The organism is Paraburkholderia sp. AV2 (assembly GCF_054968425.1).
On record NZ_JBANLK010000001.1, the window covers coordinates 137,427 to 156,697 of the forward strand.

Sequence of the window (19,271 nt, forward strand, 5' to 3'; positions counted from 1 at the left end):
CGTACCGAACTCACCATGAATATCGTCACGCTCAAACCGTCGAAAGAAAAATCCCTGCTGCGCCGCCATCCGTGGGTCTATGCGAACGCGATCGACCGCGTGGAGGGCAAGCCCGCCCTCGGGGCGACCGTCATCGTGCGCTCGCACGACGGCCGCTTCCTCGCGCGCGCCGCATACAGCCCGCACTCGCAGATCCGCGCGCGCGTCTGGAGCTTCGACGAAAACGAACCCATCGACCACGCGTTCTTCAAGCGCCGCGTGCAGCGCGCCGTCGCGCACCGCGAGGCCATGGTGAGCAATACCGGCGCCGTGCGCCTGATCTTCGGCGAGGCCGACGGCCTGCCGGGGCTGATCGTCGATCACTATGTCGAGGATCGCGCGGATGGCGCGAACGGCACCCCGGGCCGTGGCCAGCTCGTCTGCCAGTTCATGGCGGCAGGCGTGGAGGCATGGAAGGAGGCGATCGTCGGCGCGCTCGCGGCGGCCACCGGCTGCCCGAACGTCTACGAACGCTCGGACGTGTCGATCCGCGAGAAGGAAGGGCTCGAACAGATCACGGGCCGGCTCGCGGGCGACGAGCCGCCCGAAACCATCGTCACGAGCGAAAACGGCGTGCGCTATCACGTCGACGTGCGCAACGGTCACAAGACCGGCTTCTACGTCGATCAGCGCGATAACCGCGCGCTCGTGCAAACCTTCGCGCACGAACGCGAGGTGCTGAACTGCTTCTGCTACACGGGCGGCTTCTCGCTCGCGGCGCTCAAGGGCGGCGCGACGCGCGTGGTGTCGATCGACTCGTCGGGCGAGGCGCTCGCGACGGCGCAAAAGAACGTCGAGGAGAACGGTTTCGATGCGGCCCGCGCGGCCTGGCTCGACGCCGACGCCTTCAAGACGCTGCGCCGGTTGCACGAAGAAGGCGAGCGTTTCGATCTGGTGGTGCTCGATCCGCCCAAGTTCGCCGCCTCGCGCGAGCACGTGGACCGCGCCGCGCGCGCGTACAAGGACATCAACCTGACGGGCCTGAAGCTGCTGCGCCCGGGCGGCCTGCTCTTCACATACTCGTGCTCGGGCGCGATCGACGCGGAGCTGTTCCAGAAGATCGTCGCAGGCGCGGCCGCCGACGCGAAGGTCGATGCGCGCATCCTGAAGCGCCTGGGTGCCGGCGTCGATCACCCGTTGCTGACCGCCTTCCCGGAAGGCGAGTACCTGAAGGGTCTGCTGCTGCAAATCGTCTGAGCGGCCCGATGGGCGAAGGGGCATGGCCCCTGCCGGGGCTCGCCGATCCCGCCCCATATCGGGCAAAAACGACCCCGCCGGGGCGCTTCCAGCGTCCTGCCCTCAGATATGTTTCAATAGCTAGTTATGTTGTAACACTGGACGACGGCCGCCGCGCCCGCCTTTCGGGCGCGCCTTGCGGCCGGCGCCGATTTCCGATCGCACTGCACCACAGAACAGGCACCCAGCATGGCAACCATGATCCCCGTCACCATCCTGACCGGCTTCCTCGGCAGCGGCAAGACCACGCTGCTCAAGCGCATCCTGAACGAACAGCACGGCATGAAGATCGCCGTGATCGAAAACGAGTTCGGCGAAGAGAACATCGACAACGAAATCCTCGTGCAGGACAGCAACGAGCAGATCATCCAGATGAGCAACGGCTGCATCTGCTGCACGATCCGCGGCGACCTCGCGCGCGTGCTCGGCGACCTTGCGCAGCAAAAGCGCGACGGCAAGCTCGATTTCGACCGCGTCGTGATCGAGACCACCGGCCTCGCGAACCCGGGCCCGGTCGCGCAGACGTTCTTCATGGATAACGAGATCGCCGACGAATTCCTGCTCGACGCGATCATCACGCTCGTGGATGCGAAGCACGGCAACCACCAGCTCGACGAGCACGAAGTGGTGCAGCGCCAGGTCGGTTTCGCCGACCGCCTGTTCATCACGAAGGCCGACCTCGTGGACGAAAAGGAACTCGCGGATCTGCGCCATCGCGTGCTGCATATGAATCCGAAGGCGCAGGTTCGTCAGGTGAATTTCGGCGAAGCGGACATCAAGGAAGTGTTCGACCTGCGCGGCTTCAACCTGAACGCGAAGCTCGAGATCGACCCGGACTTCCTCGCGGAAGACGAGCACGATCATGCGCACACGCACGCCCACGCGCACGACGATCACGGCCATACGCACGATCACGACCACGCGGACTGCGACCACGATCACGGCCAATGCAACCACGAAGGCCACGACCACGGCCATCATCACCACGCGCATCACGACGACAAGATCAAGTCGTTCGTGTATCGCAGCGACCGCCCGTTCGATCCGAACCGGCTCGAAGACTTCCTCGGCGGCATCCTGCAGATCTATGGCGAGCGCCTGCTGCGCTACAAGGGCGTGCTGTACATGAAGGGCGTGGATCGCAAGGTGGTGTTCCAGGGCGTCCACCAGATGATGGGCAGCGACCTTGCCGCCAAGTGGCTGCCGGTCGAGAAGAAGAACAGCAAGATGGTGTTCATCGGCATCGAACTGCCGCAGGATCTCATCACCGACGGCCTCGACGCCTGCCTCGTCTGACCCTTCGCCCAGGCCTACGGCTGGCCCGCGCGCCGAGGCGCGCCCGGCCATGCCCGGCTTCCCGCCCCGCCGGCCCTACCCCGCCCGCCCCCGCCGTCTGCTACCCCACGCAATAACGTACCCGACCATCGCTTTTTCACTGACGGCGCGTTATATTTTCCGGATATCGACTGAAGCGCGCCGGTAGGGAAAAGGAAGGGATTTCCCGCTTGCGGTGCGAGTTTGCGATTCAGTTACAATACGGCCCCACTGGAATGCAGGCAGCGGCCGCCCGTTAAGCCAAACCGGCGTAAAACCGGACAAGCGAAAACGCGGACGGACAAAAGCGCGGGCAGGCAAGAGCGTACAGGCTGTGCCGACAGTGCGGAAAGTACGACGAGTACGAGCAAATGGGCAACCCACCGGAAAATCCGGTCCGGATGGTCTGGCCCCACCGGCAGAACGCGGTAGCGTGCCGCGGCGCAGCGGGCAGCCGGTATGAAACATGCCTCAGGAGCATCTGAAGACCGGTTTCCAGAGGAGTTCGGCCCCGCAGCGGCGCTTTGGGCGTCACGACAGCGCATCGTCCGTGCCCACCAGCGTTTGAGCATAAAAAGAACGGCGCGTAATACAAGGCCATTGCGGGTAACACAAAAGTGCAGGCAATATGTGCAAGTTTTGCCTCACTCATTGAAGAAGCAAGCCAGATGACGACGAAACGACTCTTGACTGAAGCCGAAATCCTGAAGATGAGCGACAAGGATTACATGAATGAGGATCAGCTCGCCTTCTTCAAGAACCGGCTCGAACAACTGCAGGCGGAAATCCTCCGCAATGCGGGCCAGACCACCGAGAACCTGCGCGAAACCGTGATCGTGCCGGACCCGGCCGACCGCGCGACCATCGAGGAAGAGCATGCGCTCGAACTGCGCACGCGCGACCGCGAGCGCAAGCTGCTGAAGAAGGTGCAGCAGTCGCTGGCGCGCATCGACTCGGGCGAGTACGGCTGGTGCGAGGAAACCGGAGAGCCGATCGGCATTCCGCGTCTGCTCGCGCGGCCCACGGCCACGCTGTCGCTCGAGGCGCAGGAGCGCCGCGAACTGCGCCAGAAGCTGTTCGGCGACTGATCGGCCCGCCGGCGCGGATAGCGCGCCGCGCACTACCGCCTTCCACGTGAAAGCGCACGGAGTCCCGTGCGCTTTTTTGTTTTCACGGGCCGGAGCGTTTTTTTGCGCCCGCTTTTCCGGGATGCCGGCCCTTGAAGTGCCCCTACCCGCCCTAAACTTGAATCGATAATGCGTCAGAGCCACGCGCCGTACCGCGTGTGCCGCGCGCTCCGTATTCCGGACGCGGCGCCCCGACCGCCGCTGCGCCCGTCCGCCCACACCCGGCATCAACGGTAAAAAGGAACCCACATGGAGCAATTTCACGGCACGACGATCGTTTCCGTGCGACGCGGCGACAAGGTCGCGCTCGGCGGCGACGGCCAGGTCACGCTCGGCAACATCGTCATGAAGGGTGGCGCGAAGAAGGTCCGGCGCATCTACGGCGGCAAGGTCATGGTCGGTTTCGCCGGCGGCACGGCCGACGCGTTCTCGCTGCTCGACCGCTTCGAAGCCAAGCTCGAAAAGCACCAGGGCAACCTCACGCGCGCCGCCGTCGAACTCGCGAAGGACTGGCGCACCGACCGCATGCTGCGCCGCCTCGAAGCGATGCTGATCGCCGCCGATGCGCAAACCACCCTCGTCATTACCGGCAACGGCGACGTGCTCGACCCCGAAGGCGGCATCTGCGCAATCGGCTCGGGCGGTTCGTACGCACAGGCCGCGGCACGCGCGCTCGTCGACAATACCGAGCTCTCGCCGCGCGAGATCGTCGAGAAGTCGCTCGAAATCGCGGGCGACATGTGCATCTACACGAACCACAACCGCGTGATCGAAACCATCGAGTAACCCCGGACAGACGCCAAGGAATCAGGATGAGCACCATGACCCCCGCCGAGATCGTCTCGGAACTCGACAAGCACATCATTGGCCAGGCGAAAGCGAAAAAGGCCGTGGCCGTCGCGCTGCGCAACCGCTGGCGCCGCCAGCAGGTGGCCGAGCCGCTGCGCCAGGAAATCACGCCGAAGAACATCCTCATGATCGGGCCGACGGGCGTCGGCAAGACCGAGATCGCGCGCCGCCTCGCGAAGCTCGCGGACGCGCCCTTCATCAAGATCGAGGCGACCAAGTTCACCGAAGTGGGCTACGTGGGCCGCGACGTCGATAGCATCGTGCGCGACCTGATCGAGATTTCGGTCAAGCAGACGCGCGAGTCGGAAATGCGCAAGGTGCGCAGCAAGGCCACCGACCAGGCCGAAGACCGCATTCTCGACATCCTGCTGCCGACCGCGCGCCCGGTGGGCTTCGGTTCGTCGTCTTCGGAATCCGGCCACAGCGATAGCGAGAATGCCACGCGCCAAACCTTCCGCAAGCGCCTGCGCGAAGGCCAGCTCGACGACAAGGAGATCGAGCTCGACGTCGAGCTGCCGCAGGTCGGCATGGACATCATGGGGCCCCCGGGCATGGAGGACATGACCGAGCAGATCCGCTCGATGTTCGCCAACCTGGGCGGCGGCAAGAAGGCGCGCCGCAAGGTGAAGGTCAAGGAAGCGCTCAAGCTCCTCACCGACGAAGAAGCCGGCAAGATGCTCAACGACGAAGAGGTCAAGCAGAAGGCCGTGCAGAACGTCGAGCAGAACGGCATCGTGTTCCTCGACGAGATCGACAAGATCGCCTCGCGCAACAACGAAGGCAGCGGCGGCGAAGTCTCGCGCCAGGGTGTGCAGCGCGACCTGCTGCCGCTCGTGGAAGGCACGACCATCAACACGAAGTATGGGATGCTCAAGACCGACCACATCCTCTTCATCGCGAGCGGTGCATTCCATCTGGCCAAGCCGAGCGACCTGATCCCCGAACTGCAGGGGCGTTTCCCGATCCGCGTGGAACTGGACTCGCTCTCTGTGAAGGACTTCGAAGCGATTCTCGTCGCTACTGACGCGAGCCTCGTCAAGCAGTACCAGGCGTTGCTCGCCACCGAAGACGTGCAGATTGAGTTCGCTGAGGACGGCATCCGGCGCCTGGCCGAAATCGCATTCGCCGTGAACGAGAAGACCGAAAACATCGGCGCGCGCCGTCTCTACACGGTGATTGAAAAGCTGCTGGAGGACGTGTCGTTCTCGGCCGGCAATCATGCGGGCGAGAGCGTGACGGTGGATGCCGCTTACGTGGACCGCGCTCTGGGCGAAGTCGCACAGGACGAAGATCTGTCGCGCTACGTGCTGTAAGTGCGTTAGGTACTTTTCGGCTCCGGACATGCGCAGCACCGCTGCGCTGCATGCAAAAGGCCCCGCATCGCGCGGGGCCCTTCTTTCATGCGGGCGCCGCTTCGCGCCGGTCGGCGCTTACTGGCGCACCGGACGCTTCGCCAGCTTGCGCTGCAGCGTGCGCCGGTGCATGTTGAGCGCGCGCGCCGTAGCCGAGATATTGCCGTTGTGCTCGGCCAGCACACGCTGGATGTGCTCCCATTCGAGCCGCGCGACGGAGAGCGGCGCCGGGTGTTCGATAGCCTCCTCCGCCTGCAGCGTACTGGAATCGCTTTGCAGTGCCGAGAGAATCATCTCGACGTTCGCGGGCTTCGCGAGGTAGTTGTCGGCGCCGTCCTTCACGGCCTGAACCGCCGTCGCAATGCTCGCGTAACCGGTCAGGATCAACATGCGCGCGTCGGGTTGCAACTGGCGCAGCGGCGCAACGAGAGAAAGGCCCGAGTCGCCACCCAGATGCAGATCCACCGTGATCTGCGCGAACTTCTGCTGGTTCGCGAAGCGGATCGCCTCGTCGGCGTTGTGCGCCTGCTGCACCTGATAACCGCGTCGCGTCAGGCCGCGCGTGAGGATGTCGGAGAACACCTCGTCGTCGTCGATCACCAGAAAATTCATGTCGCTCATGCCTGCTTCTCCGTGTTGTTAGGCGGCGCCGAGCCGGGCCGGCCGGCGCCTGCTGAACCGATGTCCGGGGCTGCCGTGTCGGCGTTGCGCGCGGCATCCCCCGCGGCGCTCTTGCCAACCTTCACCGGCACGCGCAGCACCGCGCGCGTACCGCGCGGCTTGTCTGGGCGGCCCACTGCCCCGCCTGCTCCTGTGCCGGCACTCCCGCCGTCGGATGCGGCCGGCCCCGCGCCCGCCGCGACGTCTGTCAGTTCGATCGTGCCACCGAGCCGCGTGGCGGACGAAAACGCCAGATAAAGGCCGACGCCGTGGCCGCCCTGGGTGCTCTCCACGGGCACCGTGCCGAGCGCATTGCGCAGCGAAGCCGGAATGCCCGGCCCGGCGTCGCAGACCTCGAAATCGACGTAGCCCGCGCGCGGCGCCGGACAAGCTCGCAGCGTGACATGATCTCGACTGGCGCGCGCGGCATTGTCGAGCAGAATAGTCAGGATCTGGCCGACCGCGACGCTGTCGTCGAGGCTCAGATCGGTGGGCGGTTCGCCGATCTGTTCGAACGTGACGTGGGGATGACGCAGCCGCCACTGCTCGACGAACGGACCGATCCATTCGGCCAGCGCCTGGCGGCTGACCTGCGACGACGCGCGGCTGCGCAGCCGCGCAAGCGCCGACGTGCACAGCGAGATCTGCTTGTCGAGCAGGTCGAAGTCGCTCGTATAGGGGATGAGCGCCTTGTCGCTGCGGGCCATGTCGCGCAGCTCCTCGGTGAGCATCGCGATGGTCGAGAGCGGCGTGCCGATCTCGTGCGCCACGGTCGCCGCCTGCACGCCCAGCGCAACGGCGCGCTCGTCGCGCAACAGGCGTTGCTGCGCGGCGCCGAGCGCGGCATCGCGCTGACGCAGCGCGCGCGACATGCGCGCCACGAACCACACGATCAACCCGACGCTCACCATGAAGTTCACCCACATGCCCGCACGGTAGTAGACGAACAGGTTGGCGGGGTTGTCCATGTCGAGCGCCACGTTGTCGAAGCCGAGCAGCACGTAGCACGCCACCGCGAAGGTGGCGAGCCAGCCCGTGAGATACCAGGGCAACACGGCCGCGGCGATCGCGAGCGAGGGCAGATAGAGCGAGACGAACGGATTGGTCGTGCCGCCCGAGAGAAACAGCAGCGCGGAGAGCGCGGCGAGATCCACCCAGATCTGGCCGAACAGTTCGAGATTCGACTCGGGACGATCCTGCGCAACGCGCATCCAGGTGACGCCGTTGAACGCCACTTCCATGGCGACCACGAACAGCATGGCCGGCAGCGGCAGATGCACGCCCAGAAAGAACTGCACGAATGCAATCGTGCAAAGCTGGCCGAAAATGGCGAGGCTGCGCAGCCAGAACAGATGGCGAAGATTGACGCGCGCGCTGACGGTGATGCGATGCATAGAGTCAGTTTACCGGTTCATACGAATCCGATTCATTATCCCGAAATAATCTGATGCACTGAGACTCGCCGGCCGCAATGCCGACGCTGTCGAACCTTACCGCCGAGCACGAACGATCGCGCCCGATTTCCCGCATCTTCACCAATAATCCCGCCAAATCTTTGACGCACATCAACTTTGATGGCGACGAAATCAACCCTCTGCCTGGGGAGGCTGTCGGAGGCTGTCGCCAGCGATCCAGCCGCTTCGACGGCGCGGATCAACCCGGTCTACTCACTTCGGGCACCGCGGCGGCGGCCGCCGCCGTGGCGAGACATTCGGGACACAGGCAGCGCCCGCGCGGATCCAGCTCGCTCGCAGGCAGCGCCGGAAGCATACGGCACCAGCAGTCGAACGGTTCGGTATGCCGGCCGCAATCGAACAGACGGCCGCAACGTGGACAGCGGACGTGTTTCACGTCTGCGGCAGGGGTGGCGGAAGCGGTCATGGCGGCGCGCTCCTCATGATGCCGGCCTTGGCGGTAAGGAAATAATGCCACAGCCCGCCCATGGGGTTCGGGCCACCGGTTGCCCCGCGGACCGGACAAAAAATCAGGCCGCGGATTCGCTCATGACAAGCGTATGACGCGGCCGCCGAACCCGCGTCCCGCCGTGTTGCGCGCTTGCCCGCAACCCCTGCCGAAATCCCTGTTGCGCCGCGCCAGTCCTGTACAATTCGGCCTGTTTCAACCGTTTTCGCCCCGACTCTTCGTCCATTCCCGCCGCCATGTCCGAGCCCATCGACCTCTCGCAGATCGCCCCCACCCTGAAAGCCGAAATTCTGGCTGAAGCGCTGCCCTATATCCGCCAGTATCACGGCAAGACCGTGGTCATCAAATACGGCGGCAATGCCATGACCGAGGAACGGCTCAAGCAGGGCTTCGCGCGCGACGTGATCCTGCTCAAGCTCGTGGGCATCAACCCGGTCATCGTGCACGGCGGCGGCCCGCAGATCGACACGGCGCTCAAGAAGATCGGCAAGCAGGGCACCTTCATCCAGGGCATGCGCGTGACCGACGAGGAAACGATGGAAGTCGTCGAGTGGGTGCTCGGCGGCGAGGTGCAGCAGGACATCGTCACGCTCATCAACCACTTCGGCGGGCATGCCGTGGGCCTCACGGGCAAGGACGGCGGCCTCATCCACGCGCGCAAGCTGATGATGCCGGACCGCGACAACCCGGGCCAGTACGTCGACATCGGCCAGGTGGGCGAAGTCGAGGCGATCAACCCGGCCGTGGTGAAGGCGCTCCAGGACGACGCGTTCATTCCGGTGATCTCGCCGATCGGCTTCGGCGAAGACGGTCTCTCGTACAACATCAACGCCGACCTCGTGGCGGGCAAGCTCGCGGTGGTGCTCAACGCCGAGAAGCTCGTGATGATGACCAATATCCCGGGCGTGATGGACAAGGAAGGCAATCTGCTCACGGACCTTTCGGCCCGCGAGATCGACGCGCTCTTCGAAGACGGCACGATCTCGGGCGGCATGCTGCCGAAGATCTCGTCGGCGCTCGACGCCGCCAAGAGCGGCGTGCGCTCGGTGCACATCATCGACGGCCGCATCGAGCATTCGGTGCTGCTCGAAATCCTGACCGAGCAGCCGTTCGGCACGATGATCCGCTCGCACTGAGCGGACGTCATACACGGCGGCCGGTACGCCCGGCCGCCGCGCTCCCCTCCAGCCATGACCGTCTCCCGCCCGCGCCCACGCCGGCCGCAGCGCGCCAAACGCGGCGCCCCCGTCTGGCTCTTCGACCTCGACAACACGCTGCACGGCGCCTCGCGCGCGATCTTCCCGGCTATCAACGCGGCGATGACGCAGTACATCATCGACACGCTCGGCGTGAGCCGCGACGCCGCGAACCACCTGCGCACGAGCTACACGCAGCGCTACGGCGCCGCGCTCCTCGGCCTCACGCGTCATCATCCGGTCGATCCGCACGACTTCCTGAAGGTCGTCCACACGTTCGACGACCTGCGCTCGATGGTCTACGCCGAGCGCGGCCTCGCGCGCACGCTGCGCGCGCTGCCGGGCCGCAAGTTCGTGCTGACCAACGCCCCCGAGGCCTACGCGCGCGCGGTGCTCGCGGAACTGGGCATCGAGCGCCTGTTCGAACGCGTGATCGCCATCGAGCACATGCGCACGCGCCACCGCTGGCGCGCCAAGCCCGACCGCGCCATGCTGCGCGAGACGCTGCGCCGCGCGGGCGCGACGCTGGCCGACGCCATCCTGATCGAAGATACGCACGGCCATCTGAAGCGCTACCGGGCGCTCGGCATCCGGACGGTGTGGATCACCGGCCATCTGCCCACGCGTGCGCCGGCGCTGCGCGTGTCGGGCCGCGGCCGACCCCACTATGTCGATCACCGCATTCGTTCGTTAAAATCGCTGCAAACGGGCCTGCAGTCAGGAAGACTGCGGCAGACGGGGTGACGACGCAAGCGCCGGAACGCAGCACGTCCGGGGCGAAAGACGAGGGCGACATTCATGCAGCCAACCGAAACGCGTGACGCAGTCGTAACAACCGACCCACCCGGCGTGGTTCGCCGCGCCGCCCGCCCGAAACCGGGCGAACGCCGCGTCCACATTCTCCAGACGCTCGCCTCGATGCTCGAGACGCCGCGCGGCGAAAAGATCACCACGGCTTCGCTGGCCGCGCGAATCGGCGTTTCGGAGGCCGCGCTCTATCGCCACTTCGCGAGCAAGGCCCAGATGTACGAAGGTCTGATCGATTTCATCGAGCAGACGCTCTTCGCGCTCATCAACCAGATCGTCGCGAAGGAGCCGAGCGGCGTGCTCCAGGCTCGCGCCATTGCGCTCATGCTCATCAACTTCTCCACCAAGAACGCCGGCATGACGCGCGTGCTGACCTGCGAGGCCCTCGTGGGCGAGCACGAACGGCTCGCCGAGCGCGTGAACCAGATGCTCGACCGCATCGAGGCGTCGCTGCGCCAGTGCCTGCGCGTGAGCGTCGCCGAGGCCGAGCAGGGTGAAAGCACCGCCGGCGCAGCGGCCCTGCCGAAAGGGTACGATCCGGCTGTACGCGCGAATCTGGTCGTCCGCTATGTGATCGGCTGCTGGCACCGCTACGCGCAGAGCGGCTTCACGCGCTCTCCGAGCGAGCACGCCGACGAACAGATTCGCGTCATTCTTCAGTAACACGCGCCAGGCACAGCCCGGGCCGCCGCTGTTTCGCGGGCCGCGGCCCGGGCCGGTCCCGCGCTTCGTCACCAGGAGAAGAACCGCATGAACCGTCCGCTGCCCACCGCTCCCCTGCCGCGTCTCTCCGGCCTCTCCGCCATTTGGGCTGGCTCATCGCGCGCGGCCGCGCGCCAAGGCGTCGGCCAGCCCCTCGCCGGGCGCGTTTTCCGCTATACTTTGCGTTCGTTTTGAAACACCGTCGCGCCGATTTGCTGACTCGATTGCGGGCGCGCGAACCTCTGAGCCAACGCTCGCGGGTTCATTACAAATGCGGCTAAAGAGGTCGTCAGCCGCGCCAATCCTTCGCACTCCGCGCCCCGCCGACACCGTTTAGCCGCCCGAAGACAAGGCGGAACGAATGGAATCGATCGGCGTCGTCGCTCCACAAACACTGCATTTCGACGAGCCCCTGCAACTGCAGAACGGCATGGCCTTGGCCGGTTACGACCTCGTGGTCGAAACCTACGGCACGCTCAATGCCGCGCGCAGCAACGCGGTGCTCGTCTGTCACGCGCTCAACGCGTCGCATCACGTCGCGGGCGTCCATGCGGACGACCCCAAAAACGTGGGCTGGTGGGACAACATGGTCGGGCCGGGCAAGCCGCTCGACACCAACCGCTTCTTCGTGATCGGCGTGAACAACCTGGGCTCGTGCTTCGGCTCGACCGGCCCGATGAGCGTCGACCCGGCCACCGGCCAGCCGTACGGCGCGAAGTTTCCGGTCGTCACCGTCGAAGACTGGGTGGACGCCCAGGCGCGGGTGGCCGACCGCTTCGGCATCGAGAAGTTCGCCGCCGTGATGGGCGGCAGCCTCGGCGGCATGCAGGCGCTCGCGTGGAGTCTGCGCTATCCGGACCGGCTTGGCCACTGCATCGTGATCGCCTCCACGCCCAAGCTCTCGGCGCAGAACATCGCGTTCAACGAGGTCGCGCGCTCGGCGATTCTTTCGGACCCCGACTTTCATGGCGGCGACTACTACGCGCACGGCGTGAAGCCGAAGCGCGGCCTGCGCGTGGCGCGCATGATCGGCCACATCACCTATCTCTCCGACGACGACATGGCGGAGAAATTCGGCCGCGCGCTGCGCCGCGCAGAGGGCGCCGTAGACGCCTACAACTTCAACTTCGACGTGGAGTTCGAGGTGGAGTCCTACCTGCGCTACCAGGGCGACAAGTTCGCCGACTACTTCGACGCGAACACGTATCTGCTGATCACACGCGCGCTCGACTATTTCGATCCGGCCAAGTCCTACGACGGCGACCTCACCAGGGCGCTCGCGCACACGAAGGCGAAGTACCTGGTGGCGAGTTTCTCGACCGACTGGCGCTTCGCACCCGCGCGCTCGCGCGAACTCGTGAAGGCGCTGCTCGACCACAAGCGCCAGGTGACCTACGCGGAGATCGACGCGCCGCACGGCCACGACGCATTCCTGCTCGACGACGCGCGCTATCACGGTGTCATGCGCGCTTACTACGAACGCATTGCCAGCGAGGTGGGCGCATGAACCCGAGCGCTTTCGACAGTCTTTCCGCCCGTCCCGACTTCCGCACCATCGCGCGCTGGATCGAACCGCGCTCGAAGGTGCTCGACCTGGGTTGCGGCGACGGCGCGCTGCTCTCGCTGCTCGGCGAGGAGCTCGAATGCACGGGCTACGGCATCGAGCTCAACGACGCGGGCGTGCTCGCCTCGGTGGCGAACGGCATCAACGTGATCCAGCAGAATCTGGAAGACGGCCTGCGCCTCTTCGAAGACGCGAGCTTCGATTTCGCGATCCTCTCGCAGACGCTGCAGACCATCCACCAGACCGCCGCGATCCTGCGCGAGACGGCTCGCGTGGGCAAGGAATGCATCGTGTCGTTCCCGAACTTCGGCTACTGGCCGCACCGGCTTTCGGTGCTGCGCGGGCGCATGCCGGTGTCGAAGTCGCTGCCTTACCAGTGGCACAACACGCCGAACGTGCGCGTGCTCACGGTGAAGGATTTCGAGGCGCTCGCGCCCGAAGTGGGCATCGAAATTCTCGACCGCGCAGTGCTGCATGGCGGTCAGACCGTTCGATGGGGTGTGAACTGGCGTGGTAGTCTTGCGGTCTATCGCGTGAAGAAAAAATGACGTCAGCCGGCTGAACCCAGGCAGCGGCGGCGCATTTTTAACCCGGACCCATAAAAACCGCCGCCGCCGCTGACGACGACATGCCGAATCCGCCCCACGAGGCCCCCTCCCGCATCGATCACATCGCCGCTCACGAAGACCATCCCGGCTGGCGCGCGTACCTGAACACGCACATGCTGATCTGCGTGTTCCTCGGCTTCACTTCGGGGCTGCCGCTCTTCACGCTCGTCTACCTCGTGCAGGCGTGGCTGCGCTCCGAAGGCGTGAATCTGAAAGAGATCGGCCTCTTCGCGCTGATCCAGTTCCCCTACACCTGGAAGTTCGTCTGGGCCCCGCTCATGGACCGCTACGTGCCGCGTCTGCCGGGCTGGCGTCCGGGGCGCCGGCGCGGCTGGATGCTGGTCACGCAGATTCTCGTGGCGGGCGCGATCGCGACGCTCGGCTTCGTTTCGCCGAAGGATTCGATCTGGACCGTGGCCGCGCTCACGGCGCTCGTCGCGTTCTTTGGCGCGAGCCAGGACATCGCCATCGACGCCTACCGGCGCGAGCTGCTCACGGATACCCAGCAGGGCCTCGGCAACGCCGTCCACGTGAACGCGTACAAGATCGCCGCGCTCGTGCCGGGCTCGCTTGCGCTGATCCTCTCCGACCATCTGCCGTGGAGCACGGTGTTCGCCGTCACGGCGGCGTTCATGATTCCGGGCATGATCATGTCGCTCGTGGTGAGCGAGCCCGAGGTGCACGGCGCGCCGCCGAAGAATCTGCGCGAGGCAATCGTCCAGCCGTTCGCCGAGTTCGTGCAGCGCGACGGCTGGACCGGCGCGCTCTTCGTGCTGGCGTTCATCTTTCTCTACAAGCTCGGCGATACGATGGCCACCACGCTCTCGACGTCGTTCTTCCTCGACATCGGCTACACGCGCACCGAGATCGGCGTGATCGCCAAGATGACGGCGTTCGGCGCGAGCCTCGCGGGCGGCATCATCGGCGGCGTGGCGCTCGTGAAGATCGGCATCGGGCGGGGACTGTGGATCTTCGGCCTCCTGCAGATCGTCTCGACGCTCGGCTTCGCGTGGCTCGCGCAGCTCGGGCCCGGTTCCGCGTCGCTCGCCACGATCTATGACGGCGTTCTCGCCGTGAGCCATGCCGTTGCGCAAGCGGCGTCCGCGCTCGGCATCGCGGCGCACGTCGCGCTCGACCCGCGCGCCGTGGCGCTCGCGCTCGTGTACGGCTTCGAGACTTTCGCGACGGGGCTCACGCTCGCCGCCTTCACCGCCTATATCGCCAGCACCACCGATCCGCGCTATACCGCCACGCAGTTCGCGCTCTTCACGAGCCTCGCCTCGGTGCCGCGCACGCTCGCCTCGGCGGCGAGCGGCTACGTGGTCGCGAAAATCGGCTGGTTTGATTACTTCGTCGTGTGCACGGCTTTGGCCGTACCGGGTATGCTCCTGCTCGTTCGTATCGCCCCGTGGAGAATCCGGACGTGATCCCGTCCCTGCCTGCCGTCCTCGACCGGTTCCGGACCCGACGCCGTGCGCGCCGGGGCGCGGTACGCGTGCGCGCGCTCGCAATGGCGCTTGCGGTGCTGGCGACCTGGCCCGCTCCGTGGGCGCTCGCCGAGAACGCCGCGCCCACGGTGCCGCCCGCCGCTCCGGCTACGCCTTCGGGGGCGGCCTCCGGGGCCGAGCCGTCTGTCCAGGCCCAGCCACAAGGCGGTGCGCAAGGCGCCCAGGCCGAAGGCAGCGCAAGCGCGGCGCAAGAGGCGTCGAGCGCCGCCGCGCAAAACGCGAGCCGCGAGGTTCGCCTTGGCCAGAGCGCCCTGTTTCGCAACCTGATTCCGTCGCCGGCGCTGGAGGCCCAGGCCGCCGCCGAGTACGCCGAGATCGTGCGCGGCGCCGCGCACTCGGACCGCCTCTACCCCGACACCGATCCGCGCGTGCAGCGCGTGCGCCAGTTCGTCGACCGTCTCGCACCCTATGCGCAGAAGTGGAGCGACCGGGTGAAGAACTGGAAATGGGAAGTGGCGGTGATCCGCTCGCCCGATATCCGCATGTACTGCCTGCCGGGCGGCAAGATCGTGGTGTACAGCGGCCTGCTCGACCGCGTGAAGCTCAACGACAACGAGTTTGGCATGCTGCTCGGCCACGAGATCGCGCACGCGGTGCGCGAGCATCTGCGCGAGCGCCTGGGCGAGCAGCAGTCGGCGCAGATCGAAGCCGGCACGGTGCCGCAGTTGTTCGGGCTTGCGGATCTGGGCGTATTTCCGCTCGGCATCGGCTCGCAGCTCTACGAGATGCACTACGGCAACGCCGACGAAACCGAAGCCGACGTGATCGGCAGCGACATCGCCTCCCGCGCGGGCTTCGACCCGCGCGCGGCCGTCACACTGTGGGACAAGCTGGCCCTCGCGACGAAAAGCGACCGCGACGATGGCTTCATCTACGTCCATCCGTACACGCCGGCGCGGCGCGCGGACATCATCAAGCGCCTGCCCGACATGCTGCCGCTCTACGCCAAGGCGATCGGCAAGCCGCTCGACGAACTGCCCGACTACGCGGGCATCGCCGTGCCGCAGCGGCGCAAGGTGGCGGCGCCCTGAAACGTAAGCGCCGCCTTTGCCCCGCGGTTTCCCGCGGGTCGGCGCTTACGACTTCGCCTTCCAGTCGTAGTCGATGGTGAGCGGCGCGTGGTCGCTGAACTTGATGTCCCTGAAGATCGACGTGCGCTTCGCGGTGGCCGCAATGCCGGGCGTGGCGATCTCGTAGTCGATACGCCACCCCACGTTCTTCGCGTAGGCCTGGCCGCGGTTGCTCCACCACGTGTACTGCTCGGCGCGCGAGTCGAGCGTGCGGAACACGTCCACGTAGCCCACTTCGTCGAACAGCTTCGTGAGCCATGCCCGCTCTTCGGGCAGGCAGCCGGAGTTCTTCTGGTTGCCCTTCCAGTTCTTGATGTCGATTTCCTTGTGGACGATGTTCACGTCGCCGCACACGACCACCTCGCGCCCGGCGCCTTTGAGCTCGGCCAGATGCGGCATGAACTCGTCCATGAAGCGGTATTTCGCCTCCTGGCGCTCCTCGCCGCTCGACCCCGACGGCACGTACACCGAAACGATCGAGAGCTTGCCGAAGCGCGCCTCGACATAGCGCCCTTCGGGATCGAACTCCTCGCTGCCGAAGCCGATGATCACGTCGTCGGGTTCGTGGCGCGTATAGAGGCCCGCGCCGCTGTAGCCCTTCTTCACGGCGTGCTGGAAATAGCCCTTGAAATCGTGCGGCGCGAGGAACTCGGGCGTCATGTCGTCCTGCGAGCACTTGATTTCCTGCACACACAGCACGTCGGCCTTCTGCTCTCCGAACCATTCGAAGAAGCCTTTCTTCGCCGCCGAACGGATGCCGTTGAGGTTGGCGGTAATCACACGCAGCATGTTCCGTTTCCTTATGGTTTCGGCCTGATATCGGCCAGGTCCAGGCCAGGTGTTGACCTATTCGATCGTGAGGCCCTTCAGTTCCGGCTTCGCGGGCGGATAGTCGAGCTTGAGGCTTTCCATGAGACGCAGCAGCAGTTCGGCCACCATCAGGTTGCGATGCGACTTCGAATCCGCCGGAACCACGTACCACGGCGCGTATTCAGTTGAGGTAGCCGCGAGCGCGTCGCGGTAGGCCGCCCCATACGCGTCCCAGTGCTTGCGCGCCTCGAGGTCGGAGACGTCGAACTTCCAGTGTTTGGTCGGATCGTCGATGCGCGCCTGGATACGGCTCTTCTGCTCGTCCTTCGAGATGTGCAGCAGGCACTTGATGATGGTCGTGCCCGTTTCCGCGAGCATGGCCTCGAAATCGCGAATCTGGCGAAAGCGCCGCTCGCATTCGGCTTCATCGATCTGGCCCATCACGCGCGGCACCAGCACGTCTTCGTAGTGGCTGCGGTTGAAGATGGCGAGCTCGCCCGCGGCGGGCACCTGCAGATGCACGCGCCACAGAAAGTCGCGAGAGAGCTCGATGGGCGTGGGCGCGCGAAACGCCACGATGCGCAGGCCGAGCGGATCGACCTCGTGGAACACGCCGCGTATCGTGCCGTCCTTGCCGCTCGTGTCCATGCCCTGCAGCACGAGCAGCACGCGCTGGTGACGCTGTGCGTGCAGGCGCTCCTGCTGCACGTCGATCTTCGCGCCGATCTCGGCCAGCCGGTCGCGGTCGCCTTCCTTGCTGCCCCTGGAGAACGGCTTGGCCGCCGGATCGATCGCGTCGAGCGAAAACGTCTCCGCCTTGTCGCCGAAATACGGCACGCGGTAATCGTCGAGACTCGGGGACTTCGCCATGCATGGTTCTCCTGTTCTTCTGCCGGACGTCTTATGCCAGACGCCTTGCGCGGGCGACGCCTCAAACGGCAGGGCGGCGCTGCGCGGTCCGTCGACCCGCAGCACCGCCCTGTCGAAGCCTGCCATGGATGAGCAAACGAACGCTCAGGATAGCTTTTTCTTCAGCAGCTCGTTCACCTGCTGCGGATTGGCCTTGCCCTTCGTGGCCTTCATCGCCTGGCCGATCAGCGCGTTGAACGCCTTTTCCTTGCCCGCGCGGTACTCCTCCACCGACTTCGCGTTCGCGGCCAGCACCTCGTCGATGATCGCTTCGAGCGCGCCCGTGTCCGAGATCTGCTTGAGCCCCTTCGCTTCGATGATGCGGTCGGCGGCGTCCGCGCCCTCGGCCTTCTCTTCCCACATCGCGAGGAACACTTCCTTCGCGATCTTGTTCGAGATCGTGCCGTCGGCGATGCGCTGCAGCAAGAGCGCGAACTGCTCCGCCGTGACCGGCGAGGCGTCGATCTCGAGGCCTTCGCGGTTCAGTTGCGACGAGACTTCGCCCATCAGCCAGTTCGCGGCCGACTTCGCCTGCGTTTTGTCCGGGTTGGCCCCCGTCTTCGCGACGACGGCCTCGAAATACGCCGCCATCGCCTTGCTCGACGTGAGCACGCCCGCATCGTACGGCGTCACGCCGTACTGCTCCACGAAGCGCGTCTGCATCGTCGCGGGCAGTTCGGGCATCTCGCCCTTCACGCGCTCGGCCCATGCGGCATCGATCACGAGCGGCATGAGGTCGGGGTCGGGGAAGTAGCGGTAGTCGTGCGCGTCTTCCTTGCTGCGCATCGAGCGCGTCTCGCGCTTGTCCGGATCGTAGAGACGCGTTTCCTGCACGACGGTGCCGCCGTCCTCGATCAGTTCGATCTGGCGGCGCACTTCGTACTGGATCGCCTCTTCGAGGAAACGGAACGAGTTCAGGTTCTTGATCTCGGCGCGCGTGCCGAATTCCTTCTGGCCGACCGGGCGCACGGAGACGTTCGCGTCGCAGCGGAACGAGCCTTCCTGCATGTTGCCGTCGCAGATGCCGAGCCAGACCACGAGCGTGTGCAGCGACTTCGCGTAAGCAACCGCCTCCGCCGCGCTGCGCATTTCAGGTTCTGTAACAATTTCGAGCAGCGGCGTGCCCGCGCGGTTCAGGTCGATGCCCGTCATGCCCGCGAAGTCTTCGTGCAGCGACTTGCCGGCGTCTTCTTCCAGGTGGGCGCGCGTGAGATTGATGGTCTTCTCGTACGCTTCCTTGCCCGCCTTCTCGTTGGCCGGCACCTGAATCGTGATCTGACCGCCCTGCACGACCGGAATCTCGTACTGGCTGATCTGGTAGCCCTTCGGCAAATCCGGGTAGAAGTAATTCTTGCGCGCGAAAATGCTGCGCGGCGCCACCGTCGCGCCGATCGCGAGGCCGAAGCGGATCGCGCGCTCCACGGCGCCGCGGTTCATCACCGGCAGCACGCCCGGCAGCGCGAGATCGACGGGGCAGGCCTGCGTATTAGGGGCCGCGCCGAACTGCGTCGATGCGCCCGAAAAGATTTTCGACGCGGTTGAAAGCTGCGTGTGCGTCTCCAGACCGATGACGACTTCCCATTGCGTTGTTGCCATG

At 65.7% G+C, this 19,271-nt stretch carries 18 protein-coding genes; 12 read left to right on the forward strand and 6 right to left on the reverse strand.

Annotated elements, in window-relative coordinates; genetic code table 11:
- The first annotated feature begins 15 nt into the window (after positions 1 to 15).
- The 5 genes from V8683_RS00675 to hslU all read left to right on the forward strand — a co-directional run bounded on the left by V8683_RS00675 (position 16) and on the right by hslU (position 5,878).
- The gene (locus tag V8683_RS00675; RefSeq protein ID WP_411187673.1) at positions 16 to 1,236 is read left to right on the forward strand and encodes a class I SAM-dependent rRNA methyltransferase; all 1,221 of its coding nucleotides are present in this window, start codon (positions 16 to 18) and stop codon (positions 1,234 to 1,236) included.
- A gap of 237 nt (positions 1,237 to 1,473) precedes the next feature.
- Entirely contained in the window at positions 1,474 to 2,571 is a 1,098-nt protein-coding gene (locus tag V8683_RS00680; protein WP_411190463.1) for a CobW family GTP-binding protein, read from the forward strand.
- A 686-nt stretch (positions 2,572 to 3,257) separates the two neighbouring features.
- On the forward strand, positions 3,258 to 3,677 hold the full coding sequence (dksA, locus tag V8683_RS00685) for an RNA polymerase-binding protein DksA (protein ID WP_027793241.1): 420 nt from the start codon (positions 3,258 to 3,260) through the stop codon (positions 3,675 to 3,677).
- A 288-nt stretch (positions 3,678 to 3,965) separates the two neighbouring features.
- Entirely contained in the window at positions 3,966 to 4,502 is a 537-nt protein-coding gene (gene hslV / locus V8683_RS00690) for an ATP-dependent protease subunit HslV (RefSeq protein ID WP_027793240.1), read from the forward strand.
- A 26-nt stretch (positions 4,503 to 4,528) separates the two neighbouring features.
- On the forward strand, positions 4,529 to 5,878 hold the full coding sequence (gene hslU / locus V8683_RS00695; RefSeq protein ID WP_411187676.1) for an ATP-dependent protease ATPase subunit HslU: 1,350 nt from the start codon (positions 4,529 to 4,531) through the stop codon (positions 5,876 to 5,878).
- A 117-nt stretch (positions 5,879 to 5,995) separates the two neighbouring features.
- On the opposite strand, the gene V8683_RS00700 is transcribed toward hslU, so the two are convergent.
- The 3 genes from V8683_RS00700 to V8683_RS00710 all read right to left on the reverse strand — a co-directional run bounded on the left by V8683_RS00700 (position 5,996) and on the right by V8683_RS00710 (position 8,458).
- A complete protein-coding gene (locus tag V8683_RS00700) occupies positions 5,996 to 6,538 on the reverse strand; it encodes a response regulator transcription factor (RefSeq protein ID WP_027793238.1) in 543 nt (180 codons plus the stop codon).
- The gene (locus V8683_RS00705; protein ID WP_411187678.1) at positions 6,535 to 7,971 is read right to left on the reverse strand and encodes an ATP-binding protein; all 1,437 of its coding nucleotides are present in this window, start codon (positions 7,969 to 7,971) and stop codon (positions 6,535 to 6,537) included. Before V8683_RS00705 ends, V8683_RS00700 begins: the two co-directional genes overlap by 4 nt.
- A gap of 259 nt (positions 7,972 to 8,230) precedes the next feature.
- Complete coding sequence (locus V8683_RS00710) at positions 8,231 to 8,458, reverse strand: cysteine-rich CWC family protein (RefSeq protein ID WP_411187680.1); 228 nt, start codon at positions 8,456 to 8,458, stop codon at positions 8,231 to 8,233.
- A 278-nt stretch (positions 8,459 to 8,736) separates the two neighbouring features.
- Here V8683_RS00710 and argB point away from each other — a divergent pair, with 278 nt between their 5' ends.
- The 7 genes from argB (at position 8,737) to V8683_RS00745 (ending at position 15,916) form a co-directional block, all read left to right on the forward strand.
- The gene (argB, locus tag V8683_RS00715; RefSeq protein WP_091993999.1) at positions 8,737 to 9,636 is read left to right on the forward strand and encodes an acetylglutamate kinase; all 900 of its coding nucleotides are present in this window, start codon (positions 8,737 to 8,739) and stop codon (positions 9,634 to 9,636) included.
- Between the two features lie 54 nt (positions 9,637 to 9,690).
- On the forward strand, positions 9,691 to 10,440 hold the full coding sequence (locus V8683_RS00720) for a pyrimidine 5'-nucleotidase (protein WP_411187682.1): 750 nt from the start codon (positions 9,691 to 9,693) through the stop codon (positions 10,438 to 10,440).
- Between the two features lie 54 nt (positions 10,441 to 10,494).
- Positions 10,495 to 11,166 carry a nucleoid occlusion factor SlmA gene (gene slmA, locus V8683_RS00725; protein ID WP_411187684.1) on the forward strand — a complete coding sequence of 224 codons (672 nt, stop codon included), beginning with the start codon at positions 10,495 to 10,497 and terminating at the stop codon, positions 11,164 to 11,166.
- 400 nt (positions 11,167 to 11,566) lie between these two features.
- A complete protein-coding gene (gene metX, locus V8683_RS00730) occupies positions 11,567 to 12,712 on the forward strand; it encodes a homoserine O-succinyltransferase MetX (protein WP_411187686.1) in 1,146 nt (381 codons plus the stop codon).
- Entirely contained in the window at positions 12,709 to 13,317 is a 609-nt protein-coding gene (metW, locus tag V8683_RS00735; RefSeq protein WP_411187688.1) for a methionine biosynthesis protein MetW, read from the forward strand. Before metX ends, metW begins: the two co-directional genes overlap by 4 nt.
- A gap of 80 nt (positions 13,318 to 13,397) precedes the next feature.
- Positions 13,398 to 14,804: an AmpG family muropeptide MFS transporter gene (locus V8683_RS00740; protein WP_411187690.1), complete on the forward strand. Its 1,407-nt coding sequence runs from the start codon at positions 13,398 to 13,400 to the stop codon at positions 14,802 to 14,804.
- Positions 14,801 to 15,916, forward strand: a complete 1,116-nt coding sequence (locus tag V8683_RS00745; RefSeq protein ID WP_411187692.1) for a M48 family metallopeptidase — start codon at positions 14,801 to 14,803, stop codon at positions 15,914 to 15,916. Before V8683_RS00740 ends, V8683_RS00745 begins: the two co-directional genes overlap by 4 nt.
- Before the next feature lie 45 nt (positions 15,917 to 15,961).
- Here the strand turns inward: V8683_RS00745 and V8683_RS00750 are convergent, their stop codons facing one another.
- From V8683_RS00750 to gatB, 3 genes are all read right to left on the reverse strand, one after another.
- Complete coding sequence (locus V8683_RS00750; protein ID WP_411187694.1) at positions 15,962 to 16,744, reverse strand: exodeoxyribonuclease III; 783 nt, start codon at positions 16,742 to 16,744, stop codon at positions 15,962 to 15,964.
- Between the two features lie 57 nt (positions 16,745 to 16,801).
- Positions 16,802 to 17,635, reverse strand: coding sequence for a polyphosphate kinase 2 family protein (locus tag V8683_RS00755; protein WP_411187696.1), 834 nt, complete (start codon positions 17,633 to 17,635; stop codon positions 16,802 to 16,804).
- Positions 17,636 to 17,779: 144 nt separating this feature from the next.
- Positions 17,780 to 19,270 (reverse strand): Asp-tRNA(Asn)/Glu-tRNA(Gln) amidotransferase subunit GatB, encoded by a 1,491-nt coding sequence (gene gatB / locus V8683_RS00760; RefSeq protein WP_411187698.1) that lies wholly within the window; start codon positions 19,268 to 19,270, stop codon positions 17,780 to 17,782.
- Position 19,271 lies beyond the last annotated feature (1 nt).

Excerpts from the sequence above, each read along its gene's own strand:
- V8683_RS00675 (WP_411187673.1), top strand. The coding sequence starts at position 16 with ATGAATATCGTCACGCTCAAACCGTCGAAAGAAAAATCCCTGCTGCGC.
- V8683_RS00680 (WP_411190463.1), top strand. The coding sequence starts at position 1,474 with ATGATCCCCGTCACCATCCTGACCGGCTTCCTCGGCAGCGGCAAGACC.
- dksA (WP_027793241.1), top strand. The coding sequence starts at position 3,258 with ATGACGACGAAACGACTCTTGACTGAAGCCGAAATCCTGAAGATGAGC.
- hslV (WP_027793240.1), top strand. The coding sequence starts at position 3,966 with ATGGAGCAATTTCACGGCACGACGATCGTTTCCGTGCGACGCGGCGAC.
- hslU (WP_411187676.1), top strand. The coding sequence starts at position 4,529 with ATGAGCACCATGACCCCCGCCGAGATCGTCTCGGAACTCGACAAGCAC.
- V8683_RS00700 (WP_027793238.1), bottom strand. The coding sequence starts at position 6,538 with ATGAGCGACATGAATTTTCTGGTGATCGACGACGACGAGGTGTTCTCC.
- V8683_RS00705 (WP_411187678.1), bottom strand. The coding sequence starts at position 7,971 with ATGCATCGCATCACCGTCAGCGCGCGCGTCAATCTTCGCCATCTGTTC.
- V8683_RS00710 (WP_411187680.1), bottom strand. The coding sequence starts at position 8,458 with ATGACCGCTTCCGCCACCCCTGCCGCAGACGTGAAACACGTCCGCTGT.
- argB (WP_091993999.1), top strand. The coding sequence starts at position 8,737 with ATGTCCGAGCCCATCGACCTCTCGCAGATCGCCCCCACCCTGAAAGCC.
- V8683_RS00720 (WP_411187682.1), top strand. The coding sequence starts at position 9,691 with ATGACCGTCTCCCGCCCGCGCCCACGCCGGCCGCAGCGCGCCAAACGC.
- slmA (WP_411187684.1), top strand. The coding sequence starts at position 10,495 with ATGCAGCCAACCGAAACGCGTGACGCAGTCGTAACAACCGACCCACCC.
- metX (WP_411187686.1), top strand. The coding sequence starts at position 11,567 with ATGGAATCGATCGGCGTCGTCGCTCCACAAACACTGCATTTCGACGAG.
- metW (WP_411187688.1), top strand. The coding sequence starts at position 12,709 with ATGAACCCGAGCGCTTTCGACAGTCTTTCCGCCCGTCCCGACTTCCGC.
- V8683_RS00740 (WP_411187690.1), top strand. The coding sequence starts at position 13,398 with ATGCCGAATCCGCCCCACGAGGCCCCCTCCCGCATCGATCACATCGCC.
- V8683_RS00750 (WP_411187694.1), bottom strand. The coding sequence starts at position 16,744 with ATGCTGCGTGTGATTACCGCCAACCTCAACGGCATCCGTTCGGCGGCG.
- V8683_RS00755 (WP_411187696.1), bottom strand. The coding sequence starts at position 17,635 with ATGGCGAAGTCCCCGAGTCTCGACGATTACCGCGTGCCGTATTTCGGC.
- gatB (WP_411187698.1), bottom strand. The coding sequence starts at position 19,270 with ATGGCAACAACGCAATGGGAAGTCGTCATCGGTCTGGAGACGCACACG.